We start from the raw sequence: 25,956 nt of genomic DNA on the forward strand, positions 1-25,956 counted from the left end.
GCGCGACCGCATGGCGGTTTGATGGAGCGGCAAAATACGATAAAGAGAAGGGGCTTTCCGCAGCCGGGCCGTGTCACCGCGGCCCCGGCAACCGGAAGGCCCCTTTTTCTGCATTCAGCCGGCCCGCATGGCGGGCAAGCGCAGGTCGACCGTGACGTTCCAGCCACCGCCCCGGCGGGCTCCCACCCTGACGACACCGACTTCCAAGGACGAGATGAAGGCCAACGGCAAACCTTCCGAGACTCCGCCGCCGGAGAACGAGGACATCGCCAAGCTGCTTCGCGCCTTGAACGAGGATCTGCGGGCCGACCCGCAGGACGAGGACGTGGAGTATGAGGAGGAGGAGCCCGCGGGCCGCAGCCTGCCGCTGGGCAAGATCGCGCTCGCCCTGCTGGCGGCCGGCGGCATCGCCGTCGGCGTGGTCTATTTCGGCTCGGGCGATCCGGCACCGGTGACGACGGCCACCAACAGTTCGGCGCCGATGGTGCCGGCGCCGGCCATCACCCGCGCGCCCTCCCCCCCGGCCCCCGCACCGACCGCCGCACCGACCACTACGGCCCCGGCGACCGAAAGCCTGCCGGCTCCCGTCCAAACGGCACCGGTTCAGTCGGCACCGGTGCAGGCCGCGCCATCCGCCGCGCCGCCGCCTCCGGTCGCCGCCCTGCCCGCCAGCCCGCCGCCGGTCCTGAAGGTGCCGGAGCCGCCGGCGGTGCCAGCCACCGCCCCTGCCACCTCGCCGAAACCGCGAGCCGCTGCCCCGACCGAGACCGCTCCTGCCGCGCCGGTCGCACAAAAGCCGGAGCCGGCGAAGCCCGACGCAGCCAAGCCGGAACAGTCCGCCGCGCCGAACGATTCCGGCTCCCTTCAGGCGATGCTGGCGCCGCCCAAGGATGCCGCAAAGCGTCCGCCTGCGGCATCGGCCGGCAATGGCGAGTCGAAGCCGAACGCCAAGGCCCCAGCCCCGTCAGCCGCCCCTTCCAATACGCCGCCGGCCGGGCGCTATACCGTGCAGGTCGGCACCTTCACGGTGATGGCCAACGCCGATTCGCTGGCGCAACGGCTGCAAAGCGGCGGCTTCCAGGCCTATACGGTGGACTGGACCGACAGTTCCAACCGGTCCTGGCGCGCCGTGCGCGTCGGCGGATTCCCCGATCCGGCCGCGGCAAAGCGCGAGGCGGAGCAGTTGAAATCGAAGATGGGGCTCAACCCGGTCGTCGTTACCACGCGCTGATCCCGGTCCGGACCGGCGGCGATTCGCCACCGGTTCTTGCCCCTGCGACACCGTGTCATCCAAACGAAAGCCCGGCGGCGACATTTGGTCGCGGCCGGGCTTTTTCTTGGGCTCAGCACCCCCGTTCTTTGGTCGGGGGAGCCGGGAGTGCCGCTTGATCCCTGCTTGTCTTTGCTCGTACCATGGACATTCCAGGGCACGAATGCATTGCCCCGGCCACAAATTGGGAAGCCGGCAAAAGACCGGCGTACCGGAGGACGCCCCGCCATGAAGCCGACCATCCTGGTTGTCGACGACGAGCCCAGCATCGTCCTGTCGCTCCAGGTCCTCATGCAGCGCGCCGGGTTCGACGTGCGCATCGCCCGCGACGGGGACGAGGCGCTGCGCTCGGTGGAGAACTTCACCCCCGACCTGATCCTGCTCGACGCGATGATGCCGAAGCGCGACGGCTTCGACGTCTGCCAGACCCTGCGGACCAATCCGGCCTGGAAATCGCTGCCCATCATCATGCTGACGGCGCGCAGCCGCGACGTCGAACGGCAGAAGGGCATGGCACTGGGCGCCACCGACTACATCACCAAGCCCTTCTCCACCCGCGACCTGCTGACCACCGTCCGCCGCCATCTGGGCCTGACCGCCGCGACCGGTGGCGGGGAGCCGTCGCCATGACCGCCCCGGCGCCCTCAGCCACCCCCCTGCCCCGGCGCGTGATCCCGCTGGCCTTCCGCACCGCCGGCTTCGGTCTGGTGGCGCTGGCGGTCGGGCTGGCGGCGGCGGTGCGCGGGTCGGACGCTTCGGACCCGCTGCTGACCTATGCCGTGGTGATGACGGCGGCCTGCGCCACGGCGGTATGGGGGCTCTGGCTGGCGGTCGACCGCTTTCTGCTGCGCGCCGCCGAGACCCTGAGCCGCGAGGCCGGGCTGATCGCCCATGGCAATGCGGAGGGTGCCGTCGGCGGCCGGGTGCCGCTCACCCGCTATGGCGATCTGCTGCCCATCGCCCGCGCGGTGAACGAGCTGTCGGACAAGCTGGCCCAGGTCCGCCGCGACATCGCCCGCACCGTCGCCGACCACACCGCCAAGGCGGAGGAGCAGAAGACCCAGCTCGCCGCCGTGCTGCGCGACCTGCATGAAGGCGTTCTGGTCTGCAACACCAAGCACCAGATCCTGCTCTACAACCAGACCGCCCTCGACATCCTCCACCTGGCCGGCGACCTCGGACTTGGCCGCTCGCTTCTGCATTTCGTGGTGGCGGAGCCGGTGACCCACACGCTGGAACGGCTGACCCTGCGCGTCCGCGAAGGGCGCCACCTCAACCACGAGCACGGCACCACCGCCCAGTTCGTCGGCGCCACCACCGACGGCCGCATCCTGCTGGAAGGCCGGATGAGCGCCATCCTGCAGGATCCCGATCCGGCCTCCGAAGAGCCGCCGGCCATCACCGGCTATGTGCTGACCCTGTCCGACGCCACCAGCGAGCTGGTCGCGCTCGGCCAGCGCGACGCCCTGCTGCGCGAGGCGACGGAGGGGTTCCGCGCCCCCATCGCCAACCTGCGGGCGGCGGTGGAGACGCTGTACGACGCCCCCGACCTCGGCCCCGGCGACCGCGCCGCCTTCGAAAGCGCGATGCTGGAATCCTGCGACAGCCTGTCGCAAAGGCTGGAGCGGGTGACGACCGCCTACCGCAACGTCGTCACCGGCAGCTGGCCGATGAGCGACATCCACTCCAACAACCTGATCAACCTCGTGGCCCACCGGGTCGGGGCGGAGACCGCCACCACGGTGACGCTGACCGGCCTGCCGCAATGGGTGCATGGCGACAGCCACAGCCTCGTCCTGCTGTTCGCCTATCTGATCGGGCGGGTGCAGGCGCTGACCGGCGCCACCGCCTTCGACCTGGAGGCCGCCGGGCCGCAGGACGGCGACCGCTGGGTCTATCTCGACCTCGTGTGGGAAGGGCCGGCGGTGCCCAGCGCCACGCTGGACGGCTGGCTGGACCAGACGCTGCCCGGCGGCCTGGGTGGCCTCAGCGCCGGCGACGTGCTGCAGCACCACCGCAGCACCGCCTGGAGCGAACCGCTGCCGAACGACCTGCCCGGCGCAGCCGGCCGCGCCCGGCTGCGCGTGCCGTTGCCGCCGGCACAGTCGCCACGCACCGCCCAGCCGCGCGCACGGGCCGGCGCCCGCCCGGAATTCTTCGATTTCGGGCTGTTGCACCAGCCGCTGGCGACCAGCGAGCTTGGCCGCACGCCGCTGGACCGCCTGCATTACGTGGTGTTCGACACCGAGACCACCGGCCTGTCGCCCAGCACCGGTGACGAAATCATCCAGATCGCCGCGGTCCGCGTCGTCGGCGGGCGCATCCTGACCGGCGAGACCTTCAACACGCTGGTCGATCCCCGGCGGCCGATCCCGCCGGAATCGATCCCCTTCCACGGCATTACCGACGGCATGGTGGCGGGCAAACCCACCATCGACGCCGTGCTGCCGCAGTTCCGCAGCTTCGTTTCCGGCGCGGTGATGGTGGCGCACAACGCCGCCTTCGACCTGAAATTCCTGAAGATGAAGGAACGGGCGGCGGGGGTGGCCTTCGACTGCCCGGTGCTGGACACCATGCTGCTGTCCCGCATGCTGCTGGGCAATGACGGCGACCACACGCTGGACGGCATCGCCGAACGGCTGGGCATCGCGGTGGTCGACCGCCACACCGCGCTGGGCGACAGTCTGGTCACCGCCGCGGTCTTCCTGCGGATGGTCGAGATGCTGCGCGAGCGCGACGTGCGGACGCTGGACGACGCCATCCGCGGCGCCAACATCCTGGTCGAACTCGCTGCCCGGGAACGCGCCTTTTGAGCGCGCCTGACGGTGAAGCGGGCCGGGAATCTGGCCACGACACGATCTCCGGCCGCCACCGCGACCGGATGATCGGCCTGTTCCTGCTGGCGGCGGCGCTGTTCAACCCGCCGCTGCTCGGCCTGTTCGGGGTGGAAGGGAGAGTCCTGGGGGTGCCGGCGCTCTATGTCTGGGTGTTCGGCCTGTGGGCGGCGGTGATCGCGCTGGCCGCGCTGGCCGGCCGGACGCGATAGGGGCGCGGCATGGAGGTCGGACTGGATTGGACCGCCGTCCTGGTCGCCGCCCTTGCCTACCTTTCCGCCCTGTTCGCCATCGCCCATTGGGCCGACCGGCGGGAGGCGGCGGGGCGCAGCGTCATCGCTTCCCCCACCGTCTTCGCGCTGTCGCTGGGCGTCTACTGCACGACCTGGACCTTCTACGGATCGGTCGGGCGGGCGGCGACGCTGGGTATCGGCTTCCTGCCGGTCTATCTCGGCCCCACCCTGCTGATGCTGCTGGCACCGCTGGTCCTGCGCAAGATCCTGCGGATTGCCAAGACGCAGCGCATCACCTCCATCGCCGATTTCCTCGCCAGCCGCTACGGCCACAGCCCGCTTTTGGGCGGGCTGGTGGCATTGACCGCGACCGTGGGCGTGACCCCCTACATCGCCCTGCAGTTGAAGGCGGTGGCCGTCAGCTTCGACGCGCTGACCGGCGGCGGCGGGCTGGGTCCGGCGGAAGGTCCGTTTCTCGACCATGGTTTCCTGATCGCCGCGGTGATGGCGCTGTTCGCCATCGTCTTCGGTGCCCGCCAGATCGACGCGGCGGAGCACCATCCCGGCATGGTCGCCGCCATCGCCCTGGAATCCCTGGTCAAGCTGGTCGCTTTCCTGGCGGTCGGGCTGTTCGTCGTCTGGGGTCTGCATGACGGGCTGGGGAGCCTGTTCGATGCCGCCGCCGCCCGCCCCGACCTCGCCCGCCTGATGGGCAGCGATCCGGCGCTTGGCCATGCGCCGGCGGGAAACGGGCCAGTGGGAAATGGGCTATGGGGCGCCTGGGTCACCACCACCATCCTGTCGGCCGCGGCGATGCTGTGCCTGCCGCGCCAGTTCCAGGTGATGGTGATCGAATCGGTGGACGAACGCCATCTGGACCGGGCGGTCTGGCTGTTCCCGCTCTATCTCCTGCTTATCAACCTGTTCGTGCTGCCGGTTGCCCTGTCGGGGCTGCTGAGCTTCGGTGGACGGCTCGATCCGGACCTGTTCATGGTCGCCCTGCCGCTGAGCGGCGGAGCGGACTGGCTGGCGCTGCTGGCCTTCCTGGGCGGGCTGTCGGCGGCGGCCGGGATGATCGTCGTGGAGTCGGTGGCGCTGTCCACCATGCTGTGCAACGATTTGGTGATGCCGATCCTGCTGCGCACCCGGTCGCGGGCGCTGGCGCGCTCCGCCGATCTGGCGCCGCTGCTGCTGTCGGTCCGGCGCATCGCCATCGTCGCGATCCTGCTGTTCGGCTACGCCTATTTCCGGCTGGCGGGATCGGCCTACGCGCTGGTGTCGATTGGGCTGATCTCCTTCACCGCGGTGGCGCAGTTCGCCCCGGCCCTGATCGGCGGCCTTTACTGGCGCGGAGCGACCCGGCGCGGCGCCATCGGCGGGGTGACGGCCGGGACGCTGGTCTGGGCCTACACCCTGCTGCTGCCCAGCTTCGCGCGGTCGGGCTGGCTGCCGGCCAGCTTCATCGCCGACGGGCCATGGGGCATCGCCGCGTTGCGGCCCTATGCGTTGTTCGGGCTGGAGGGTTGGGATTCGCTGGCGCATTCCCTGTTCTGGACCGCGCTCGCCAACATCGGTGCTTATGTCGGCCTGTCGCTGTTCGACCGGCCCGGCGCTGCGGAGCGGGCGCAGGCCGCCGCCTTCGTCGATGTCTTCCAGACGGCGCCGAACGGTGCCGTGCCGCTGCGGGAAGCACCACCGGACTGGCGCAGCGCCGCCAGCGTCGGCGACCTCACCCGCGTGGTCGCCCGTTTCCTCGGGCCCCAGCGCGCCGAGCGGGCCTTCGCCGGCGCCGATCCGGACGAGCCGGCCGGGCCGGAACGGCTGCGGCTGGCCGAGCGGCTGCTGGCCGGCGCGATCGGCGGGGCGTCCGCCCGCGTCGCCCTCGCGTCCTCCGTCTCCGCCGGGGCGGTGGAGGCGGCGGAGCTTCTGCGCATGCTGGACGAGACCAGCGACGTCATCGCCCACAGCCGCGAGTTGGAACGCAAGACCGCGGAGCTGGAACGCGCCACCGACGCCCTGCGCGCCGCCAATGAACGGCTGACCGAGCTGGACCGGCTGAAGGACGATTTCCTGTCCACCGTCACCCATGAGCTGCGCACGCCGCTGACCTCGATCCGGGCGCTGAGCGAGATCCTGCACGACGACCCCGACCTCGACTCCGACCAGCGGCAGGAGTTCCTGGCCGTCATCATCAAGGAGAGCGAGCGGCTGACCCGCCTGATCAATCAGGTGCTGGACATGGCGAAGATCGAGGCGGGGGCGCTGGACTGGCGGATCGAGACCATCGACGCCGGACCGGCGCTGGCCGAGGCGGTCGCGGCGACGGAGGCGCTGTTCCTGGAGCGCGGCATCGCCCTGTCGGTGGATATTCCGGACAACCTGCCGCCGGTGCGCGGCGACGTCGACCGGGTGATCCAGGTGGTCGTCAACCTGCTGTCCAACGCCGCCAAATTCACGCCGCCCGGCGGCCGGACCCGGTTGGAGACCCGGTTGGAAACTGGCTTTCTGCGGGTGACCGTGAGCGACAGCGGACCCGGCGTTCCGGCGAAGGACCGCGAACTGGTGTTCGACCGCTTCCGCCAGTCCGGCGACACGCTGACCGGCAAGCCGGCCGGCACCGGCCTGGGGCTGGCCATCGCCAAGCGAATCGTCGAGCATCTCGGCGGCCGGATCGGGGTGGCGGACGCGCCGGCCGGGCCGGTCCCCGAGTCGGGCAAGGGCGCCGCATTCTGGTTCACCCTGCCGCTCGCCGGGAGCGCGGCCGATGTCCAGGAGCTTGGAGAGCGGCCGGAGTGAGCGGGCGCCGATCCGCTACAATGGTCTGGCGGGGCCGCAATCCCGTGTTATCCTACAGGATATTCTGCGCTCTACATCAAAACCCCACATTGAAAAAGGATTTTCGCTTGCGGTCCGGCCCAAGCTCTCGTCCGGAGAGGCATACAACCGATGGGGTGCCATACGCCACAGCCCTTCCCGTTCGGACGATGCGCGCTTATGGTAGGCGGCGCGGAACCGGGCGCGGTACGGGGCGCCATGCGGGTCCGGCGGAGCGGCCCGCCTGTCGGGCGGGTTGGCGGTAGGAAGGCGGGATGGGCAAGATACTGGTTGTCGACGACGAGCGGGACGTCCAGACGCTGATCATGCAGCGTTTCCGCCGCGCCGTACGTGCCGGCGAACTCGAATTCCTGTTCGCCCATGACGGCAAGGAGGCGCTGGAGACCCTGCGCGCCCGGCCCGACATCGACATGGTGCTGAGCGACATCAACATGCCGGGCATGGATGGGCTGACCCTGCTGGACCATCTGCCGCAGGTGAATGCCGACATCCGGGCGGTGATGGTGTCGGCCTACGGCGATCTCGGCAATGTCCGCGCGGCGATGAACCGCGGCGCCTTCGACTTCATCATCAAGCCCATCGACTTCGCCGACCTGGAAGCCACCATCCACAAGACGCTGGAGGCCTGCCGTTCGGTGCGCCGGCTGCGCGACGCGCTGCAGGAAACCCGGACGGCGGAGGCGGCATCGCGTGCCCAGGCCGCCCGCCTGCGCCGGGTCCTGGACGGCAGCCCGATCGGCGTGGCGATCATCACGGAAAGCGGCGAGCTGCTTTACTGCAACCAGCGCTGCACCGACCTGTTCGGCGTGCCGGCGGAGACGCTGCAGCTTCACTGCGCCCCCACCCTGTTCCGCCATGTCCAGGACCGGCTGACGGGGCGGCCATCGGAAACCGAAGCTCTGTCGGCTTCGGAAGAGATCCATTACGTGCGCGAGGACGGGCGCACGGTGTGGATGGCGATGTCCGTCGACCGCACCACCTATGAAAGCAAACCGGTCTTCATCATCTGGCTCTATGACATCACCGAACGCAAGGTGCAGGCGGAAGCGCTGCGCCGTGCCAAGGATTCGGCCGAACAGGCGCTGGCCGATCTGGAGCGCATGCAGTCCGACCTGATCCGGGCGGAGAAGATGGCGGTGATCGGACAGCTGATCGCCGCGGTCGCGCACGAGATCAACACGCCCGTCGGCATCGCGCTGACCGCCGCCACCCATCTGCAGACCGCATCGGAAGCGATCATCCTGACCTTCAACGGCGGACAGCTGCGCAAAAGCGATTTTCAGGAGTATATCGGCACGGCCAGCGAGGTTTCGACGCTTCTGGTCGCGAACATCGAACGCGCCGCCGCCCTGATCCAGAGCCTGAAGCTGGTGACGGAGGGCAAGGCCAACTCCCCGCGCAGCCGCTTCGACCTGCGCGACTATCTGTCCGACATCGTGCTGGCGGTGCAGGTGCAGCCGGCCGCGTCCAGGCACCAGCTGGTTCTTGACTGCCCCGACGGCATTGCCCTCGACACCTACCCCGGCGCGCTGACCGAGGTGCTGTTGGCCCTGCTGACCAATGCCTTCGCCCACGCCTTCGAGACGGAGCAGGCACCGGCCGTCGCCGTGGAAGGCGTCGGTGCGATGGCCGCCGGCGGAGCCGATGGTCTGGAAGAGGGGCCGGATGGCAGCCGGAACCGCCGGGGCCGGGTCACGGTTTCGGTCCGGCTGCTCGACAATGAGCGGATCGAACTTGGCGTGTCCGACAACGGCCGCGGCATCCCGGACGACATCCAACCGCGGCTTTTCCAGCCCTTCGCCACCACCCGGCGCGGATCGGGCAGCATGGGGCTGGGGCTTTATGCGGCGTTCAACCTCGTTACCGGCAAGCTGGGCGGCGAGATCGACGTCGACAGCGTGGTCGGCCGTGGAACGACCGTGATCCTGCGCCTGCCGCTGGATGCCCCCTGACACGGCTTGGATGACCACCTCACAAGACCATACGGGCGACGGGAAACGGATACGGACATGGACGATTTCACCAACCGTAAGGTTTTGCCGCCCCGGTCCGTGCAGGAAGCCCTGGACCTTGGGCGCGTCTATCACGACCAGCTCGTCGCCGCGATGCCCGGTCTGCTCGTCCACTGCAACGACACCATTCTGCATTGCAGCGCCACCCTCGCCCGCCTGCTTGGATATGAGTCGGCCGAAAGCATCCAGGCACTGCCCGGCGCCATGACGCTGGTCCCCGAGGACGACCGGCACACGGAACAGGATGTCTACACGCGCTGCCTGAAGGGACTGATCCGGTCGCAGGTGCGCCGGATCAAGCGCCACCGCGCGGACGGCACCGTCCAGTGGTTCGACCAGCTCATGGAGTCGGTGGATTGGGGCGGTCAGCCAGCGGTGATGGAGATGTTGACCCTGATGCGCCCGCTGGCCGCCAATGCCGAGCTGCCGCACCAGGAGCAGCTGTTGCAGGCGGCGATCGACGCCATGCCGAACGGCGTTCTGATGCTGGATCGCGACCTGAACGTCGAAGGCGCCAACAGCGAATTCTACCGGCTGTGGGACTATCCCATCGGCATGTTTCCCCCGGGAACGGCCGTTGCCTTGATTTTGACCTACAACCACGCACGCGGCGATTTCGGCAACGTTCCCTGTGAAGAGACGGTCGCGGAATTGTGCTCCCGTTATCTGGTCAAGGGGGTCTTCAACTCCGAGCGCCGCGTCCCGAACGGCCGCACCCTCGATATTCGCACCGCGCCACGTGCCGATGGCGGCTATGTCATCACCCACCATGACATTACCGACCGCAAACGCATCGAGGATGAGCTTCGGCAGGCCAAGGAGCGTGCCGAAGCGATCCTGAAGGAACTGCGCGAAACCCAGCGGCAGTTGATCGTGCAGGAAAAGATGGCCGCACTGGGCCAACTGACCGCCGGAATTGCCCACGAATTGAAGAATCCGCTGAACTTCGTCAACAATTTCGCCGAGCTTTCGGGAGAATTGCTGGACGAGCTGCTGGAGTTATTGGAGCCGCTGAACGGCCATCTGGATGATGCCACACGTATCGATGTCAACGACCTGGCCGGCAGCCTGCAAGGCAATTTGCGCAAGATTGCCGACCATGGCCGGCGCGCCGACGGCATCGTCAAAAGCATGCTGGCCCATTCGCGTGGCGGCGGTGGCGAGTGGCAGGCGACGGACCTGAATGCGCTGGTCGAAGAGGCACTGACCCTGTCCTACCATGCCTTCCGTGCCCAGGACCGTGCCTTCAACGCCATATTGGAAAAGCACTTCGACCTTGTGGTCGGCGAGGTGAAGCTGGTGCCGCAGGACGTGTCGCGTGTCCTGGTCAACCTGTTCACCAACAGCTTCTACGCCATCCGGAAACGCCAACTGATCTGCGGCGACCCGAATTTCGCGCCAAAGGTCGACGTTACAACCTCTGCAAGCGCCGCCGACGTGTCGATCCGGATCCGGGACAATGGCATCGGCATGTCGCCGGCCGTCCTCGACAAGCTGTTCACGCCCTTCTTCACCACCAAGCCGACCGGGGAGGGGACCGGGTTAGGCCTTTCGCTGAGCTATGACATCGTGGTACATCAGCACAGGGGGCGATTCGACGTGTCCAGCGTCGAGAACGACCACGCCGAATTCACAATCACGCTGCCACGTGCAGCGACCGCGGTGTCGTTAGGGGAGCGCCGAAAGACATGACCCTGGGAATTCTTGTCGTCGACGACGAACCCGACATCGAGGATCTGTTCCGCCAGCGCTTTCGTGCCGAACTCCGCCGGGGTGAATTGGTCTTTCACTTCGCCGCTTCGGCCGAGGAAGCGCTGCAAAGTCTGAACTCTGGGCTGCAACCGGAGGCGGTGCTCGTTCTCAGCGACATCAACATGCCGGGCATGAGCGGGCTGGACCTGCTGGAGCGCCTGCGGGTCGACTCGCCGGACGTGCCGGTCATCATGGTCACCGCCTATGGCGACAACGAGAACCGCCGCCGGGCGCTCGACATCGGTGCCGCGGATCTGGTGACCAAGCCCGTCGATTTCGTCGCGCTGAAAAAGCTGGTCCACAGCGTAATCGAGCAGAAAAACGCCGCCTGACGAGGCATCCCGGTCCATTCCGTTCATGCCCCGCACACCGCGGCGATGTCGGTCAGGTCGGATGATGCGCCGGCCGCACAGGATGGGCAGTGCGGGTCGACCGGAACCTCGATCTCGCTGAACTCGCCGCGCAGGCCGTCATAGAGCAGCAGGCGGCCGGCCATCGGTTCTCCAAGCCCCAGCAGAAGCTTGATCGTCTCGGCCGCCATGATGGTGCCGATCACGCCGGGCAGCACGCCCAGCACCCCGGCCTCGGCGCAGGAGGGGGCGTATTCGGCCGGCGGCGGTTCGGGGAACAGGCACCGGTAGCAGGGACGAACGCCCGGCGTGGCGCCGCCGAATACCGAGACTTGGCCTTCGAACCGGAAGATGGCGCCGTAGACGTTCGGCACGCCCAGCCGCAGGCAGGCGTCGTTGACGAGATAGCGCGTCGGCAGATTGTCGGACCCGTCGACCACCACGTCGTGGCCGGCGAGCAAATCCAGCACGTTGGCGGCTTCCAGCCGGGCTTCGTGGGCCACCACCTCGATGGTCGGGTTCAGGTCGAGCAGTGCGGTGCGTCCGCTCTCCACCTTGCGCTGCCCCAGCCGGCTTTCGGCATGCAGAATCTGGCGTTGCAGATTGCTGCGCTCCACCCGGTCGTCGTCGATCAAGGTCAGCCGGCCGACGCCGGCAGCCGCCAGATACAGCGCGATCGGCGACCCCAGGCCGCCGGCGCCGATCAGGGCGACGCGGCTGCGCAGCAGCTTGTGCTGTCCGGCCTCGCCAACCTCGGGCATGGTCAGGTGACGGCGGTAGCGCTCGCGCTGGGCGGCATCGAGCCGCGGCGGCACCTCGACCGGCAGGCCCGCGGCCTTCCAGGCGGAGAAGCCGCCGGCGACCGACCGCACATCCCCATAGCCCAGCCGCAGCAGATCCTCGGCCGCGAACAGCGACCGGGTGCCGCCGGCGCACATCAGCAGGATTGGGCGCGCCGGATCGGGCGCCGCGTCTTCGATGCGCAATTCCAGGAAACCGCGCGGCAGGCGCAGCGCCCCGGCCGGCGTGCCGGTCGCCGTCTCCTCGTCCTCGCGGACATCGACGACCAGGGCACCTTCGGCCTGGAGGGACTGCGCCTCGGCGGCGGCGACCTCCGGAATACGGGCGCGCAGGTCGGACAGGCGCCGGTCCTTCAAGCTCATGACTGCTCCTCAACCACCCGCCAGGGCGACCATCAGCGTCAGGGTGGCGCCGGCCGGCACCGCGGCCTCCAAGCCACCCAGACGCCGCACGTCGTCGCGACCGAGATAGACGTTCACGAAGCGGCGCAATTCGCCCTCCGCGGTGAACAGCCGGTCGCGGAACGCCTCCTGCCCGGCGGTCAGCGCCGCCAGCGCCTCGCGCACGGTGGCACCCGGAACCGCCACCTGATCCCTCCCGCCGACGAAGCCACGCAGCGGGGTCGGTATCCGAATCGTCACCTCGGTCACGCCTGCATCTCCTCTTCGGAAAGGGCCTCCGCAGCCTTGCCAAGCGCCGCTTCCGCCTCGGCGGCCAACCGGCGGAACAGATCGCGCACCTGCTTGGCCCGCATCAGGTCGATGCGCAGGTCGAGCACGTCCTTGAAGCCGTTCTCGTTCGCCCAGACGTCGGCCGGCGCATCCATGCGGCAGTTGGTATGGGCGAGATGGTCGGCGATCAGCTCATCGATCGAGTCGGTCGGCTGCTGGCTGTTGTCGCCGAAATGCAGCGCCATCACCTGTTCGATCAGCGCCGCCTCCTCCGCCGTCGCCTCGTACAGCCCGCGCAGGCGCAGTTCGTTCAGCACCGGCTTGGTCGTGCGCGCCAGCATGCGGCGGGGAATCAGCCAGCGGATCATCGCCCGCTCGACCGCCAGTTCATGCATCAGTTCGGCGAATTCGGCCTCGGTCAGGTCGTTGCGGCGGCACCAATCGGCCAGCGCCTCCGGGCTGCCGAGCTGCCTTGCGCTGCAAAAACGCCAGACCTCGGCATCGACCGCCGCCTGATCGACGGTCACGCCGACCACCTCCGCCAGTTGAATGATCAACAGCCGGCCGAGCGCCGCCTTGTTGATCTGGGCGAAGTCCGGACGGTGCAGAGCCGCATGGCTGGCAATTTCCGACAGCGGCACGCTGTAGCCGCCGTGGGCGACGCGCCGGTCACGCTCATACAGAACGTTGAACGCATGCGAGGCGTTGAAGGTGAAGGGGGCCGGACGCGGCGGCATGATCAGGCTGGCGAGATGGCTCAGCAGCGCCTCGGCGTCGCGGCGCTTCTGGTCGACCGCACCGACCGCCAGGAAGGCTTCGATCCGCTCCGCCTCCGCGTCGGTCAGCCCGGCATCCGCCCAGATGCGGTCGCGCTTGCGGTCGGTGAAATAGAGCCGCTTCGCAGCAGCGATCACCCGGTCGTGCAACCCGGCGTCGACCACCCCCGCCGTCCGCGCGGCCACCATGCTGGCGCGCAGATTCACCAGTGGCTCCGACAACGGGAAATAGCCGTCCTCCGGTCCGGCGTGGGCGAGCGCGACCTCGTCGTCGCCGGTCAGTCGGCCGTCGATGAACTGCCGCGCCACCTCGCCCACAGGCACCATGCCGAAGGGATGGCATTCCGCCGCCCGCAGGGCGCCCATGCTGGAGGCGCCATAGACGGCGATCCCGCTGTGCAGGGCGAACAGGATCTCCTTGTGCCAGACCGACAGGGATTGGCCGAACACGCCGTCGATCAAAGCGATCACGTCCGGGCGATGAATGGTCATCGCGCTGAGGACATCCGCCTGTGCCGCCGGCGGCAGATAGATCGCGTCGGGCAGCAGCGCCCGGGCGTCGTCCAACGGCATCGTCGGGCCGAGGAACACGCAGATCTTCATGCGCCCTGTCCTGTTCATGCGACCGCTCCCACCAGACCGGCCTGCGCCTGCAGGGCCTTGGCGAAGGCCAGGGGGCGTGGGCCCGGCGTGTAGAAGTCGAAGAGATACCCTTCCAGACCGGGCACCACCACCCGCACGACCGGAATGCCAATCTCTGGCCGGGTCAGGTCGAAGACCAGGGCCTGTTCGATGCCGGATCGGCGCAGAACCTCCAGCAGAATCGCGATATCGCCCTCGAAAGTCGGTGTCGAGAGATTGGCATGGCGCCGGCCGTCGACGTTGCACGGCGTGCCTTCCAGCGCCGCGATTTCCGCCGTGCCGTCGGCATTCTGGTTGCGGATCAGGTCGCGGCGGAAGAAGTCGTCCCGCGATCCCGCGATCAGCACCAGGCGCGACTGCACCGCTTCGGTCAGGGCACGGCACATGGCGACCGCCGGCTCCAGATGGCTGCCGTAGCCGCGATGCATGCCGGTCTTTCGAGCGTCCCGGTCATATACCATCGCCATATAGCTCGGCACGCCCATGTCGGTGGTGACGTCGTACAGCAACGGGCAGATCCCGGCTTCGTCGAAACGGCGCAGCAGATCGAGAACGGAGGGCGCGTCGATGGTCGACAGATTCACCCGCGGCATCGGAATGCGCAGCGCGTCGCTGACATAGCGCCAGCACGCCACCGAGTCGCGCTCGATCACCTCGTAGAGGCCGGCGGCGATCGCCTCGAGGATGTGGTTGCCGCTGGCCAGTCCGTTGGTCCCCATCGCATAGAAGCTGCGGAGGCCCGGCCGGGCGACCGGATTGCTGTAGAGGCCGACGGAGGTCCACGGCGCGGCGACCGGGCGTCCGTTCATCAGATCCCAGCCCCAGGTCCAGAATTCCGGATTGTCGGGACGGAAAGCTCCACCCTTGGTGCCGGGGATCCGGTCGAGCGGAATGCGCCCGTCGGCGGGCAACTGGTTCCAGCTGACCTCCAGATAAGGAAGCTGCAACGTCTCGGCGTGGTAGAACTCGATCGCTTCCATCGCGGCCGACACGGTGGCGGCAGCAAGGCTGAAGCCCTTGCCGGCACTGCCCGACAAGGTGGGGCTGTTGGGCCGGTGACCCAGCACCGTGTGGATGCCCAGCCGGTCGAGCCCGGTGACGTCGGCCAGCCGGGTGATCCCGCAGCGCGCGAAATGGGGGGAGATGCGCACCAGCGTCTCTTCAGGCGTCGCCGTGCGATGGGTGCCCAGGAAGAAGCGCTTGGCCGCATTATGGACGGTATCGCCCAGCCGGATGCCGAAGGGCGCCGCCCCGTTCGGAACGGGCGAGACACCGAACTGCGGCGCGGCCGGAGCCGGCGATGCCGGACGGCTTTGATCGAACGGAGCGTTGACTGGCATGGGTGCGGTCTGGGCCCTCGGCTGCGGCCGGTTCTGATAGGGACGTCAGCATTCATCGTCCCGCCGCCATCGGCAAGAGCCAACTCGGCGGAACCAGCGTGACACGGGGGGCCGGAGTCGCGAGGACGCCGGCCCCCTCGACATCACGACTTGATCGGCGTGTCGTCGTCGGTCGCCGGCGGATTGGCCGTGCCCGCAGCGCCGGCCGCCGGAGACGGAGCGCCCGCCGCTGCGAACCCAGCCATGCCCGCACCGCTGAATGCGGGCGACGGTGCGCCGGCAGCAGCAAACCCGGCCATACCGGCAGCGCTGGCCGCAGGAGACGGAGCGCCCGCTGCGGCGAATCCGGCCGTGCCGGCGGCACCCGCTGCGGCGAACCCAGCCATACCGGCGGCACTGGCCGCGGGAAACGGAGCGCCAGCCGCCGCAAAGCCGGCCGTACCAGCAGCGCTGGCCGCAGGCGACGGTGCGCCCGCAGCAGCGAACCCGGCCGTGCCGGCAGCACTGGCAGCAGGAGACGGAGCACCCGCAGCAGCAAACCCGGCGGTGCCGGCAGCACCCGCCGCGGCGTGCCCGGCCATGCCGGCAGCGCTAGCCGCCGGAGACGGAGCGCCGGCAGCAGCAAACCCGGCGGTGCCAGCAGCGCCAGCCGCGGCAAAGCCAGCCATGCCGGCAGCACTGGCCGCGGGAGACGGAGCGCCAGCCGCCGCGAACCCAGCCGTGCCAGCAGCACCCGCCGCGGCGAACCCGGCCATACCGGCGGCACTGGCCGCAGGAGACGGAGCACCGGCCGCAGCGAACCCAGCCGTGCCGGCAGCACTGGCAGCAGGAGACGGTGCGCCAGCCGCCGCGAAGCCGGCCGTGCCGGCAGCACTGGCAGCAGGAGACGGAGCACCCGCAGCAGCAAACCCGGCGGTGCCGGCAGCACCCGCCGCCGCGTGCCCGGCCATGCCGGCAGCGCTAGCCGCCGGAGACGGAGCGCCGGCAGCAGCAAACCCGGCGGTGCCAGCAGCGCCAGCCGCGGCAAAGCCAGCCATGCCGGCAGCACTGGCCGCAGGAGACGGAGCGCCAGCCGCCGCGAACCCAGCCGTGCCGGCAGCACCCGCCGCGGCATGCCCGGCCATGCCCGCGCCGGCAAAGGACGGAAGTGCCACGCCGGCCAGCGAAACAGCCGACGCCGCATTGGCAATCGATTCAGCGACCGTTGCGACACCGGTCTCGTCTGACAGGCGGCCAAATGCCTCGGCCGCGGCAGAGCGCACATCCTCGGCCGTTATACCGGCGAAACCGCTCTGCGCGAGAAGCGCTTGCTTGCCGGCAATATCCGACGTGTTCAACTGATCTCTAAATCCGCCATCGGTGGCGAGACGCTTTATAAGGTCAAGAGCCTGTTCGCTGGCCATTTGGCCCCTCCTGCAACGGGACTGCCAATTCGATTGTTACTATCGTTGAGCAACACCTAAACCAATAGCATAGGCAATCGAGTCAGTTTCTACCAAAATCCGGCAGCTTCCGGTGAATTGCGCATAAATTTAATATTGGGGCGCTGACCTGTCAGGCGATGGAAACGGCACCGATTCGCAAAGAAGACACCGCGCATTGATCCATCCCGCCAAATACTAAGAGCGATATGCAAAGACAAACCGGCGTCTTGGTAAATACCGTCGAAAAATCGGCGGGCTGCCTGGAGCGACTCGGCATTGCTCCAGTCAGCCCGCCCATTACCGTTCCTGAATTCAGGCGGCCTTCTGATAAGCAGAGGCGGAGGCACCGCTGAAATTCGCGGTGAACGACGCCATCATATGGACATCGACCGTTTCAATCGCCGACGCGCTGGCAGCGACATGCCGCGGAGCCAATGCACGACCGTCGGCTGTCTCGATCGCCGATGCGCTCATCGCAACGTGCCGCGGAGCCAGCGCACGACCATCAGCCGTCTCGATCGCGGACGCGCTGGCGGCAACATCGGTCACCATGCCTGCGCTAGGAGCGAGGTTGGAAGCAACGGCCGGCGCAGCCTCGGCTTGCGTGCCGAAGACGTTTGACGCGGCCGTGCGCATGTCGGACGCCGTCAGCGTTCCGAAGCCGCAACGCTGGAGAAGATCGCGCTTCCCCCGTGCGTCGAGGGATTGCAACTGGCTGCGAAAGCCTTGGTCGGTAGCGAGGGACTTCAAGAGATCGAGAGCCGTCGAGTCGGCCATGTTCATCGCCTCCATCATTCATGCCGGCCAGTTCCAGCGGACATGACGACGGTACTGTGAAGGCTCAGCCTCGAACAAGCCAAAAAAGTTGCATATTGATGGAATATTGCTACCGACAAACCATCGAATCAGCAGGCCCGACTCTGCAACGATCGGACTGCTTGGGCGCGACCACCGCCGAACCACTCCTCCCGCGTCTGGCGCCAGAAATCGGCCTCGGCGGGGACCATCGGTTCGGGCAGAAGACCCGAACCGCGGATCCGGGAACCAAGCCGGCGCGCCACGGCCTGCGAGGCCGCATTGTCCGGGTGGATCGAATGGACGACCTCGGTCCAGCCGAGACGGTCGAACACCCAGTCGATGGCCGCGATGGCACTCTCCATCGCATAGCCGCGCCCCCAGCACTCGCGTGGAAGAACCCAGCCGACCTCCGTCACCGGCCAGCCTTCCGGCACCCATGGGCCGACCCGTCCCACCCACCGGCCGCTGTCCTTCTCGATCACCGAAAACATGCCGAAGCCCTGGATCGCCCAGGCACCGGCCATGCCGACGAACCCCCGCCATGCCACGGATCGCGATTGCAGGCCGCCGATGAAGACGGTCGCCTGGGGATCGGTCATCATCGCAGCCCAGGCGTCGAAGTCCTCCGCTTGCGTGGGCCGAAGGATCAGACGCGCGGTTTCCAGAACCGGTTCACCCATGGATGCCACCATCGCCAATCAAAAAGCACCGCGATAACGGCGATGCCAAGCCGGGAATATCCTTTGCGAGGGCCCTTGGCTCCGCGCGCAGACCGAGGACAATCGACAACTGAAAACACATGACGGCACCGTGTCAAACAACGCATGGACGAATCATCATTCACAGGCATCAGTCGTCCGTCCAGAGCGAACTGTCGGTACTACCCCTTCATCTAAGCGGAACACCCTAGGCGTTCTGGGCTAGGGTGGCGGAGCGTCCGGCATCCCATATAGTAGCGCGCCTCCCGGTCCCGCGACCGTGGGGGGACAAGAAGAACGGACACAAGAACGGAGTACGATGATGTCGCGGTTTCGGATGGCGGTTCTGGCCCTGACGGCAATGAGCGGCGCAACCCTGGCCCTCACCGGCTTCAGCGGCGCCGCCGCAGCCCAGTCCAAGCTGGATTCCTCGGGCCAGCCCGTGTGGGACGAAAGCCACAACCAGCGTCCGACCGCGCCCAGCGACCGCGCGCTGCCGGCGGGGGTGGTGACTCTGCGCACGGCGACCTCCGCCCCCGGCCTGCTCGGCGTCTACGCCCGCAACGGCCTGCCCTTCGACATCGTGCTGAGCCGGGTCGACGCCACCCAGTGCGTCAACATCGTGCCGGAGGATTGCGGCCTGCTCGGCACCGACATCCGCGTCGCGACCGGTGCGGAAGTGCTGGTGCGCAGCGTGCGGCAGGCCGACATGACCCGCACCTACGGTGTCGTCCCGGTCTACAGCTGGCGCCCGGCGGTCGCCGCCAAGTAAAGCGGCCAGACGGGGCCGCCGCCACCCGTGCGGCGGTCCCGCCCTTTCCGTCCCCAACCTATTCTCTTGACTTCCCGTCGCCTGCGGGCTGAATGCCCGGGAGATCAGACGGGTTGCCGGCGATGATGTCCTTGTCCAAGATTATTCTCCTTGCGCTGGTGATCGGCGCGGTGTGGTTCGGCTGGCGCTGGGTCAACCGCGTGCAGGAAATCGGCCGCGCCCGCACCGCCGCCCGCCGCCAGGACGGCTCCAACCAGTCCGGCCCCAACCAGTCCGGACGGCGCGATGCCGCATCCGGTGCTTCGACGCGCGACGCCGGCACCTACGCCGTGGAGGCGGAGGACATGGAGAAATGTCCGGAATGCGGCGCCTATGTCGCCCCCCGCTCCGCCGTGTCCTGCGGCCGCCCCGCCTGCCCCTACGGCCGCTGACCGCAACGACAGCCGCCGCGCTGCGGCCTGATCGCGCTCCGCGCTGCGGCTTGATTTGACGATGGCACCCGCCTATCGTGCGGCGCGTTTTCAACATTTCTATTGTGGACCGTCCATGGCCTCCCAGATCGGGACTTCCGACGGCGGAAACTCCGCCGACCGCCGCGGCCTGTCGTTCCAGGCCCTGATCCTCAAGCTCCACCAGTTCTGGTCGGAGCAGGGTTGCGTCATCCTGCAGCCCTACGACATGGAGGTCGGCGCCGGCACCTTCCACCCGGCGACCACGCTGCGCGCGCTGGGTCCCGATGCCTGGAAGGCGGCCTATGTCCAGCCGTCGCGCCGGCCGAAGGATGGCCGCTATGGCGAGAACCCGAACCGCCTGCAGCACTATTACCAGTACCAGGTCATCATGAAGCCCTCGCCGGCCAACGCGCAGGAGCTTTACCTGGACAGCCTGCGCGCCATTGGCATCGACCCGGCGCTGCACGACATCCGCTTCGTCGAGGACGACTGGGAAAGCCCGACCCTGGGCGCCTGGGGCCTGGGCTGGGAGGTGTGGTGCGACGGCATGGAAGTGACGCAGTACACCTATTTCCAGCAGGTCGGCGGCATCGAATGCGACCCCGTCGCGGTCGAGCTGACCTATGGGCTGGAGCGCCTCGCCATGTATGTGCAGGGCGTGGAGAATGTCTATGACCTGGACTTCAACGGCCAGGGCGTGAAGTACGGCGACGTGTTCAAGCGCGCCGAGATCGAATACTCGAAGCACAATTTCGAGTTCGCCAATACCGACATGCTGCTCCAGCATTTCAAGGATGCCGAGGCCGAGTGTCAGGCGCTGGTGGCGCAAAACCTTGCGCTGCCCGCTTATGACCAGTGCATCAAGGCGTCGCATCTGTTCAACCTGCTGGACGCCCGCGGCGTGATCAGCGTTGTCGAGCGCGCCGCCTATATCGGCCGCGTGCGCACGCTGGCCAAGGCCTGCTGTGAAGCCTGGACGGGGGCGAAGTAATCCCATGACCGAACTCCTGATCGAATTCTTCTCCGAAGAAATCCCCGCCCGCATGCAGGCGCGGGCCGCCGACGACCTGAAGCGCCTCGTCACCGACAAGCTGGCGGCGAACGGCCTGACCTTCGCCAAGGCCGAAGCGCACTCCACCCCGCGCCGTCTGGCCCTGGTGGTCGACGGGCTGCCGGAGCGCACCGCCGACGTGCGCGAGGAAAAGAAGGGTCCGCGCGTCGGCTCGCCGGAGCAGGCGGTCGCCGGCTTCCTGAAGTCGGCCGGACTCGAAAGCCTCGACCAGTGCGAGCAGCGCGACACCGGCAAGGGCGTCTTCTATTTCGCGGTGACCGAGAAGAAGGGCCGCGAGACCGCCGAAGTGCTGGCGGAGATCATCCCCGCCGCCATGGCCGAGCTGCCCTGGCCGAAGTCGATGCGCTGGGGCACCGGCACCGTGCGCTGGGTCCGTCCGCTGCACTCGATCATCGCCATCTTTGGCGGGCGCGTGCTCGACGGCGGCTATGATATCGGCGGCACCCAGGGCCGCATCGCCTTCGGCAACGGCACCCGCGGCCACCGCTTCCTGGCGCCCGACGCCTTCACGGTGGAGAGCTTCGCCGACTACAAGGAGAAGCTGCGCGCCGCCAAGGTCGTGCTCGACCGTGAGGAACGCAAGGCCAAGATCAAGGCCGACGCCGAGGCGCTGGCCAAGGCCCAGGGCCTGACCCTGTCGCCCGACGACGCGCTGCTGGAGGAGGTCGCCGGCCTCGTCGAGTGGCCGGTCGTGCTGATGGGCGGCATCGACGAGAGCTTCATGGACGTGCCGTCGGAGGTGCTCATCACCTCCATGCGCACCCATCAGAAGTATTTCGCCGTGCTGGACGCCGAGGGCCGGATGGCCCCGCGCTTCATCGTCGTGGCGAACACCGAGACGCTGGACGGCGGCAAGGCCGTGGTCGCCGGCAACGAGCGCGTGCTGCGCGCCCGCCTGTCCGACGCCAAGTTCTTCTGGGACCAGGACCGCAAGACCAAGCTGGAAGCCCGCGTCCCGGCGCTGGAAAAGATCACCTTCCACGCCAAGCTGGGCACGGTGGCCGAGAAGGTCACCCGCGTGCAGTTGCTGGCCGCCGAGATCGCCCGCGCCATCGGTGCCGACAGCGACGCCGCCAGCCGCGCCGCCCTGCTCTGCAAGGCCGATCTGGTGACCGAGGTGGTCGGCGAGTTCCCCGAGGTTCAGGGGATCATGGGCCGCTACTACGCGCTGGGCCAAGGCGAGAGCGCCGACGTCGCCAACGCGATCGCCGATCATTACAAGCCGCTGGGTCCGTCGGACAGCTGCCCGACCGCCCCGGTTTCGGTTTCGGTGGCGTTGGCCGACAAGATCGACACGCTGGTCGGCTTCTTCGCCATCGACGAAAAGCCGACGGGTTCGAAGGACCCCTATGCGCTGCGCCGCGCCGCGCTGGGCGTGATCCGGCTGGTGCTGGAGAACGGCCTGCGGGTGAAGCTGTCGGAGGTGTTCGCTGCGGCGCATGGCGCCTACACGGTCAGCGGCTTCGCCCCGGCCGGCAGTGTCGGCGGCGACCTGATGTCCTTCTTCGCCGACCGCCTGAAGGTGGTGCTGCGTGAGCAGGGCGTCCGTCACGATCTGGTCGATGCCGTGTTCGCCCTCGGCGGCGAGGACGATCTGGTGCGGCTGCTGGCGCGGGTGAAGGCGTTGCAGACCTTCGTCGGCTCCGACGAGGGTGCCAACTTGGCAGCGGCCTACAAGCGCGCCTCCAACATCGTCCGCATCGAGGAGAAGAAGGACGGCGCGAGCTTCGACCAGCCGGTCGATGCCGACCGTCTGGCCCAGGACGAGGAAAAGGCGCTGTTCGCCGCGCTGAACGAGGCCTCGGCCACCGCCAAGCCGCTTCTGGACGCGGAGGACTTCACCGGCACCATGGCGGCGCTGGCGAAGCTGCGCGGCCCGGTGGACGCCTTCTTCGACAAGGTCACGGTGAACGCGGAGGACAAGGATCTGCGCGCCAACCGCCTGCGCCTGCTGACGCAGATCCGCACGACGCTGAACGCGGTGGCTGACTTCTCGAAGATCGAGGGATGAGGCTGGGGGGCGTTCGCGCCTCCCTTCCGTTCTCTGCCCCCTCCCCATCCCTCCCCCGCCTTCGGCGGTGGAGGGGGTAGGAGGCTTGGCAGCGGTACTTCAATGCCGAAGCAGCGGCAGTCCCCTCTCCCACCAAAGGTGGGGGAGGGTTAGGGAGGGGGCAAAAGCCTCACCCTCCCTTCAATCTCCCTATCACAACCCCGCCAAAGCCCGCCGGATCGCCTCGCGGAAGGCATCGAGCGAGGCGATGTCCAGCAGGAACAGCGCGTGACCGCTGGCATCGCCGGCAGCCAGCGCCATGTCGATGCGCACGAACAGCACCGGGTCGGTGGCGGACCCGATGACCGCCGCCGGCGCGCCGGTGCCATAGCCCGGAACCGCGCCCAACAATTCGCCGCCGATCAGGTTGGACAGGCTGGCGAGGCAGCCGTTCAGGATGATGTTGCCGATCTCGGTCAGCGCATCCTGCTCCATCTCGCCCGGCGCCTCGGCGGCGGGGTCGACGGGGACGAGGCGGCCGACCAGGGCCAGCGTGCCGCGTTCCGGGAAGATCAGCATCGCTTCGCCGGTGAAGGGGCCGGTGAAGGCGCCGCGCACGGCGCAGACCGGCTGGTCGCCCTCCAACTCGCCGCCCACCTCGCTGGTGATGCGGGCACGGGTCGATACCGCGAAGGACGGCACCGACAGATGCACCTCCTCCCCCAGCATGGAGCTGAGCGCGGCGGCCGGTTCGCCCATGCCGATGTTGAACAGCTCGGCGATGGCGTCGGCCTCGTCGGCGTCGAGGCGGAGCGGGTCTTCCGATGCCGGGCCGGCGGATGTGGAGTCGGCCATCGGCGTCACTGCCCGGCCGCAGCGAGGAAGTCGCGGATCTTGTCCGAGGTGATCGGCTTGGCGATGAAACGGACGCCCAACGCCTCCGCCTTGCGCTTCAGCGTGTCCTGCACGTTGGCGGTCAGCAGGCCGATGGGCAGGCCGACGAAGCGCTCCTTCAGCCGCTCGGCAAGCTGCAGCCCATCCATGCCCGGCATGTTGTAATCGACGATGGCGGCGACCGGCGGCACGTCGCCGACGATCTCCAGCCCCTCTTCGCCGCTGGCCGCGGTGACGATGGTCCAGTCAGGCCGCAGAGAGGCGATGACGCTGGAGACCATGTTGCGCGCCAGTCGGCTGTCGTCGACGACGAGGATGCTGGTCATGCCGATACTTCCGTCCTAAAGGTTCCGTTCACACCTTGCGGGGTTCTTACCGCAAAGCGCCCCTGCCCACAACAGACGCTTCGCATCGGCCCCGACAACTTCAACCGCGATGGTCCTGCAATATATCAATGCTCAGCCGTGACTCCGCCGCCCCCGACGCGGTTCGCCCTTCGGCTCCCATGCCGGTCCGGGCCGTGCTCGACACCAACATCCTGGTTGCCTATGCGCTGCTGGGCGATGCCGCGGCAAGCCGGCACGACGCGATCCGCCGCTGCGTCGAACGGGTGCGCGCCGACCATGGCCTCGTCGGCAGCGCCGAAACGCTGGCGGAGCTGGACGAGGTGCTGATGCGGCCGACCTTCGACCGCTACGCCGCCGCGGCAGATCGCCGCACCTTCCTGGATCGCATCAGGGACGAGACGGCACTGGTCGCCCCCGCCGCAGTCGGGCGCCTGTGCCGCGATCCGGAAGACGACATGTTCCTCGCCGCCGCCGTCGGCGGATCGGTGCCCTGGCTGGTGACGGTCGACCGCCAGCTTCTGTCGGTGCGCCGGGCCGGCGAAACGCGGGTGCTGCGACCGGAACGCTTCCTCGAAGCGATGGCTCTTCAACATGGTCCCCAGGAATAGCCGCCAAAAATAGCCCGTGGACATAGCCGTCAGAATCCGCTCGACAAACCCGGCGCTCTTTCTAGAATGAAAAGAGAACACACCGCAAACCGCGGGTGAACACGGAATGGCCGGAGCGGGAAGCGCCGGCGATATTGGCGGAGCGCAGGGGGCAACCGCAGCGATGAGCGTCCAACGGCTTCTGTTCGACGATCTGCCGGAGACCGAACCGGCGCGCAAGCCGCGCCGGGCGCGGGCTGCCGCGGGCGCCACAGCTTCGACGATGGCCGCCCAGGTCGCGGTCGATGTGGTGCGGGAGGCCGCCCCTCTGCCCAGGGCGGCGGTGATGGCGGCGACTGTCGCGACCCTGCCGCTCGCTCCGCCGGCTCCGCCACCGCCGCCTCCGGCCTTCGATCCGGCCGCCCTGTCCAACTCCGAACTTCGGGCACTGGTGCAGGCGCTGCCCGATCAGCGGCTGGCCCATCTGCTGATCGAGGCGGCGCGCGAACTGAAGCGCCGCGCCGCCCCCGACCGCAGCGATACGGACTGTGAGGATGGCGATGTCCCGACGGAGCCCAACCCAGCCCTTTTGCGCGCCGCCCGACAGGCTGTCGGCGAATTGTCCGGGGATGACTTCTGAGCCACGTCTCACCGTTGGGGCGGCCCCTTAGTCAATAAAGTTTCCGAGACAAACCGCGCGGCTTTATGTCATGATCTGTCCCAGCCCACGCTCTACATGCCGCATCGCACAATATAGCGGTTACAAAGCGCCACCGGGCCCGCCGAACCTACAAGCGACGTCTCCCGGAGGGGTCTTTGGACTGGATCACTTGGTTGCAGGAATGGGGGAACGCCTTTTACCCGATGGCCTTTCTCTGGGCCTTTTTTGAAGGTGAAACATTTGTAATCTTCGGCGGGATGGGCGCCAAACTTGGCATCGTCAATCTGTATTGGCTGGTCGGTTCGGTGTGGATCGGCAGTTTCCTGGGCGATCAGGTCTGGTTCTGGCTGGGGCGCCGTTGGGGCAAAAAGGCCCTGGCCCGCTTTCCGTCCGCCGATGCCCATGCCTGCCGGGTCCTGAGCTGGCTGGAGAGGTACGGCGTCGCCTTCATCCTGGTCTTCCGCTTCCTCTATGGCGTGCGCAACATCGCGTCGGTCGCCATCGGCACCTCCGGCATGCGCTGGTCCCGCTTCCTGTTCTGGAACTTCATCGCCGCCGGCATCTGGGCCTGGACCTTCGCCGGTGCCGGTTACCTGTTCGGTGAAGCCGCCGCCGCGATCGGCGAGGACGGCCCGAAGATCCTGCTGCTGAGCGGCCTTGCCATCGGCGGCCTGTGGATCGGGGTCAAGAGCTTCCGCTGGGTCCGCCGCCGTGCGCTTGCCGCGACCAACCCGGCGGAGTGATC

At 68.1% G+C, this 25,956-nt stretch carries 24 protein-coding genes; 15 read left to right on the top strand and 9 right to left on the bottom strand.

From position 1 onward, the window contains the following. The first annotated feature begins 151 nt into the window (after nt 1–151). The 8 genes from M5E06_RS09130 to M5E06_RS09165 all read left to right on the top strand — a co-directional run bounded on the left by M5E06_RS09130 (nt 152) and on the right by M5E06_RS09165 (nt 11,268). A complete protein-coding gene (locus M5E06_RS09130; RefSeq protein WP_252137921.1) occupies nt 152–1,231 on the top strand; it encodes an SPOR domain-containing protein in 1,080 nt (359 codons plus the stop codon). A gap of 267 nt (nt 1,232–1,498) precedes the next feature. Next, complete coding sequence (locus tag M5E06_RS09135; RefSeq protein WP_109154510.1) at nt 1,499–1,900, top strand: response regulator transcription factor; 402 nt, start codon at nt 1,499–1,501, stop codon at nt 1,898–1,900. Further along, nucleotides 1,897–4,083, top strand: coding sequence for a 3'-5' exonuclease (locus tag M5E06_RS09140; RefSeq protein ID WP_252137922.1), 2,187 nt, complete (start codon nt 1,897–1,899; stop codon nt 4,081–4,083). Before M5E06_RS09135 ends, M5E06_RS09140 begins: the two co-directional genes overlap by 4 nt. Beyond that, nucleotides 4,080–4,316, top strand: coding sequence for a hypothetical protein (locus tag M5E06_RS09145; RefSeq protein WP_252137923.1), 237 nt, complete (start codon nt 4,080–4,082; stop codon nt 4,314–4,316). Before M5E06_RS09140 ends, M5E06_RS09145 begins: the two co-directional genes overlap by 4 nt. 9 nt (nt 4,317–4,325) lie before the next feature. After that, on the top strand, nt 4,326–7,133 hold the full coding sequence (locus M5E06_RS09150; protein ID WP_252137924.1) for a sensor histidine kinase: 2,808 nt from the start codon (nt 4,326–4,328) through the stop codon (nt 7,131–7,133). A 293-nt stretch (nt 7,134–7,426) separates the two neighbouring features. Next, nucleotides 7,427–9,124, top strand: a complete 1,698-nt coding sequence (locus tag M5E06_RS09155; RefSeq protein ID WP_252137925.1) for a hybrid sensor histidine kinase/response regulator — start codon at nt 7,427–7,429, stop codon at nt 9,122–9,124. A gap of 57 nt (nt 9,125–9,181) precedes the next feature. Continuing rightward, the gene (locus M5E06_RS09160; RefSeq protein WP_252137926.1) at nt 9,182–10,876 is read left to right on the top strand and encodes a PAS domain-containing sensor histidine kinase; all 1,695 of its coding nucleotides are present in this window, start codon (nt 9,182–9,184) and stop codon (nt 10,874–10,876) included. Beyond that, complete coding sequence (locus M5E06_RS09165) at nt 10,873–11,268, top strand: response regulator (protein WP_109154505.1); 396 nt, start codon at nt 10,873–10,875, stop codon at nt 11,266–11,268. Before M5E06_RS09160 ends, M5E06_RS09165 begins: the two co-directional genes overlap by 4 nt. 23 nt (nt 11,269–11,291) lie before the next feature. Here M5E06_RS09165 and moeB read toward each other — a convergent pair whose 3' ends face one another. From moeB to M5E06_RS09200, 7 genes are all read right to left on the bottom strand, one after another. Further along, entirely contained in the window at nt 11,292–12,449 is a 1,158-nt protein-coding gene (gene moeB, locus M5E06_RS09170) for a molybdopterin-synthase adenylyltransferase MoeB (RefSeq protein ID WP_252137927.1), read from the bottom strand. Between the two features lie 9 nt (nt 12,450–12,458). Then, nucleotides 12,459–12,737, bottom strand: a complete 279-nt coding sequence (locus M5E06_RS09175; protein WP_252137928.1) for a MoaD/ThiS family protein — start codon at nt 12,735–12,737, stop codon at nt 12,459–12,461. Then, complete coding sequence (locus tag M5E06_RS09180) at nt 12,734–14,137, bottom strand: TfuA-like protein (RefSeq protein WP_252137929.1); 1,404 nt, start codon at nt 14,135–14,137, stop codon at nt 12,734–12,736. The genes M5E06_RS09175 and M5E06_RS09180 overlap by 4 nt, the downstream gene beginning before the upstream one ends. A 14-nt stretch (nt 14,138–14,151) precedes the next feature. Beyond that, complete coding sequence (locus tag M5E06_RS09185) at nt 14,152–15,516, bottom strand: YcaO-like family protein (RefSeq protein WP_252137930.1); 1,365 nt, start codon at nt 15,514–15,516, stop codon at nt 14,152–14,154. Between the two features lie 143 nt (nt 15,517–15,659). After that, complete coding sequence (locus tag M5E06_RS09190) at nt 15,660–16,919, bottom strand: hypothetical protein (RefSeq protein WP_252137931.1); 1,260 nt, start codon at nt 16,917–16,919, stop codon at nt 15,660–15,662. A 333-nt stretch (nt 16,920–17,252) separates the two neighbouring features. Continuing rightward, on the bottom strand, nt 17,253–17,723 hold the full coding sequence (locus M5E06_RS09195; protein ID WP_252137932.1) for a hypothetical protein: 471 nt from the start codon (nt 17,721–17,723) through the stop codon (nt 17,253–17,255). Between the two features lie 122 nt (nt 17,724–17,845). After that, a complete protein-coding gene (locus tag M5E06_RS09200) occupies nt 17,846–18,418 on the bottom strand; it encodes a GNAT family N-acetyltransferase (protein WP_252137933.1) in 573 nt (190 codons plus the stop codon). A 337-nt stretch (nt 18,419–18,755) separates the two neighbouring features. On the opposite strand from M5E06_RS09200, the gene M5E06_RS09205 reads away from it, so the two are divergent. The 4 genes from M5E06_RS09205 (at nt 18,756) to glyS (ending at nt 22,743) form a co-directional block, all read left to right on the top strand. Further along, nucleotides 18,756–19,208, top strand: coding sequence for a hypothetical protein (locus tag M5E06_RS09205; RefSeq protein ID WP_247870549.1), 453 nt, complete (start codon nt 18,756–18,758; stop codon nt 19,206–19,208). Nucleotides 19,209–19,330: 122 nt separating this feature from the next. Then, nucleotides 19,331–19,639: a hypothetical protein gene (locus M5E06_RS09210; RefSeq protein ID WP_252137934.1), complete on the top strand. Its 309-nt coding sequence runs from the start codon at nt 19,331–19,333 to the stop codon at nt 19,637–19,639. Nucleotides 19,640–19,754: 115 nt separating this feature from the next. Then, nucleotides 19,755–20,651, top strand: a complete 897-nt coding sequence (locus M5E06_RS09215) for a glycine--tRNA ligase subunit alpha (RefSeq protein ID WP_109150075.1) — start codon at nt 19,755–19,757, stop codon at nt 20,649–20,651. A gap of 4 nt (nt 20,652–20,655) precedes the next feature. Further along, entirely contained in the window at nt 20,656–22,743 is a 2,088-nt protein-coding gene (gene glyS / locus M5E06_RS09220; RefSeq protein ID WP_252137935.1) for a glycine--tRNA ligase subunit beta, read from the top strand. A gap of 192 nt (nt 22,744–22,935) precedes the next feature. On the opposite strand, the gene M5E06_RS09225 is transcribed toward glyS, so the two are convergent. Both M5E06_RS09225 and M5E06_RS09230 read right to left on the bottom strand, forming a co-directional pair. Then, the gene (locus M5E06_RS09225) at nt 22,936–23,577 is read right to left on the bottom strand and encodes a chemotaxis protein (RefSeq protein ID WP_109075639.1); all 642 of its coding nucleotides are present in this window, start codon (nt 23,575–23,577) and stop codon (nt 22,936–22,938) included. A gap of 5 nt (nt 23,578–23,582) precedes the next feature. Continuing rightward, entirely contained in the window at nt 23,583–23,942 is a 360-nt protein-coding gene (locus M5E06_RS09230) for a response regulator (protein ID WP_109150077.1), read from the bottom strand. Between the two features lie 128 nt (nt 23,943–24,070). Between M5E06_RS09230 and M5E06_RS09235 the strand changes: the two genes are divergently transcribed. The 3 genes from M5E06_RS09235 to M5E06_RS09245 all read left to right on the top strand — a co-directional run bounded on the left by M5E06_RS09235 (nt 24,071) and on the right by M5E06_RS09245 (nt 25,954). Beyond that, the gene (locus tag M5E06_RS09235) at nt 24,071–24,571 is read left to right on the top strand and encodes a putative toxin-antitoxin system toxin component, PIN family (RefSeq protein ID WP_252137936.1); all 501 of its coding nucleotides are present in this window, start codon (nt 24,071–24,073) and stop codon (nt 24,569–24,571) included. A 163-nt stretch (nt 24,572–24,734) separates the two neighbouring features. Beyond that, complete coding sequence (locus M5E06_RS09240; protein WP_252137937.1) at nt 24,735–25,190, top strand: hypothetical protein; 456 nt, start codon at nt 24,735–24,737, stop codon at nt 25,188–25,190. A 224-nt stretch (nt 25,191–25,414) separates the two neighbouring features. Continuing rightward, entirely contained in the window at nt 25,415–25,954 is a 540-nt protein-coding gene (locus M5E06_RS09245; protein WP_109075624.1) for a DedA family protein, read from the top strand. Nucleotides 25,955–25,956 lie beyond the last annotated feature (2 nt).

The organism is Azospirillum sp. A1-3 (assembly GCF_023806445.1).
In the GTDB taxonomy this organism is placed as follows: Bacteria; Pseudomonadota; Alphaproteobacteria; order Azospirillales; family Azospirillaceae; genus Azospirillum.

Excerpts from the sequence above, each read along its gene's own strand:
- M5E06_RS09215 (WP_109150075.1), top strand. The coding sequence starts at position 19,755 with ATGGCCTCCCAGATCGGGACTTCCGACGGCGGAAACTCCGCCGACCGC.
- M5E06_RS09200 (WP_252137933.1), bottom strand. The coding sequence starts at position 18,418 with ATGGGTGAACCGGTTCTGGAAACCGCGCGTCTGATCCTTCGGCCCACG.
- M5E06_RS09135 (WP_109154510.1), top strand. The coding sequence starts at position 1,499 with ATGAAGCCGACCATCCTGGTTGTCGACGACGAGCCCAGCATCGTCCTG.
- glyS (WP_252137935.1), top strand. The coding sequence starts at position 20,656 with ATGACCGAACTCCTGATCGAATTCTTCTCCGAAGAAATCCCCGCCCGC.
- M5E06_RS09180 (WP_252137929.1), bottom strand. The coding sequence starts at position 14,137 with ATGAAGATCTGCGTGTTCCTCGGCCCGACGATGCCGTTGGACGACGCC.
- M5E06_RS09165 (WP_109154505.1), top strand. The coding sequence starts at position 10,873 with ATGACCCTGGGAATTCTTGTCGTCGACGACGAACCCGACATCGAGGAT.
- M5E06_RS09195 (WP_252137932.1), bottom strand. The coding sequence starts at position 17,723 with ATGAACATGGCCGACTCGACGGCTCTCGATCTCTTGAAGTCCCTCGCT.
- M5E06_RS09205 (WP_247870549.1), top strand. The coding sequence starts at position 18,756 with ATGATGTCGCGGTTTCGGATGGCGGTTCTGGCCCTGACGGCAATGAGC.
- M5E06_RS09155 (WP_252137925.1), top strand. The coding sequence starts at position 7,427 with ATGGGCAAGATACTGGTTGTCGACGACGAGCGGGACGTCCAGACGCTG.
- M5E06_RS09160 (WP_252137926.1), top strand. The coding sequence starts at position 9,182 with ATGGACGATTTCACCAACCGTAAGGTTTTGCCGCCCCGGTCCGTGCAG.
- M5E06_RS09210 (WP_252137934.1), top strand. The coding sequence starts at position 19,331 with ATGATGTCCTTGTCCAAGATTATTCTCCTTGCGCTGGTGATCGGCGCG.
- moeB (WP_252137927.1), bottom strand. The coding sequence starts at position 12,449 with ATGAGCTTGAAGGACCGGCGCCTGTCCGACCTGCGCGCCCGTATTCCG.
- M5E06_RS09225 (WP_109075639.1), bottom strand. The coding sequence starts at position 23,577 with ATGGCCGACTCCACATCCGCCGGCCCGGCATCGGAAGACCCGCTCCGC.
- M5E06_RS09230 (WP_109150077.1), bottom strand. The coding sequence starts at position 23,942 with ATGACCAGCATCCTCGTCGTCGACGACAGCCGACTGGCGCGCAACATG.
- M5E06_RS09150 (WP_252137924.1), top strand. The coding sequence starts at position 4,326 with ATGGAGGTCGGACTGGATTGGACCGCCGTCCTGGTCGCCGCCCTTGCC.
- M5E06_RS09235 (WP_252137936.1), top strand. The coding sequence starts at position 24,071 with ATGCTCAGCCGTGACTCCGCCGCCCCCGACGCGGTTCGCCCTTCGGCT.
- M5E06_RS09245 (WP_109075624.1), top strand. The coding sequence starts at position 25,415 with ATGGCCTTTCTCTGGGCCTTTTTTGAAGGTGAAACATTTGTAATCTTC.
- M5E06_RS09190 (WP_252137931.1), bottom strand. The coding sequence starts at position 16,919 with ATGGCCAGCGAACAGGCTCTTGACCTTATAAAGCGTCTCGCCACCGAT.
- M5E06_RS09240 (WP_252137937.1), top strand. The coding sequence starts at position 24,735 with ATGAGCGTCCAACGGCTTCTGTTCGACGATCTGCCGGAGACCGAACCG.
- M5E06_RS09185 (WP_252137930.1), bottom strand. The coding sequence starts at position 15,516 with ATGCCAGTCAACGCTCCGTTCGATCAAAGCCGTCCGGCATCGCCGGCT.
- M5E06_RS09140 (WP_252137922.1), top strand. The coding sequence starts at position 1,897 with ATGACCGCCCCGGCGCCCTCAGCCACCCCCCTGCCCCGGCGCGTGATC.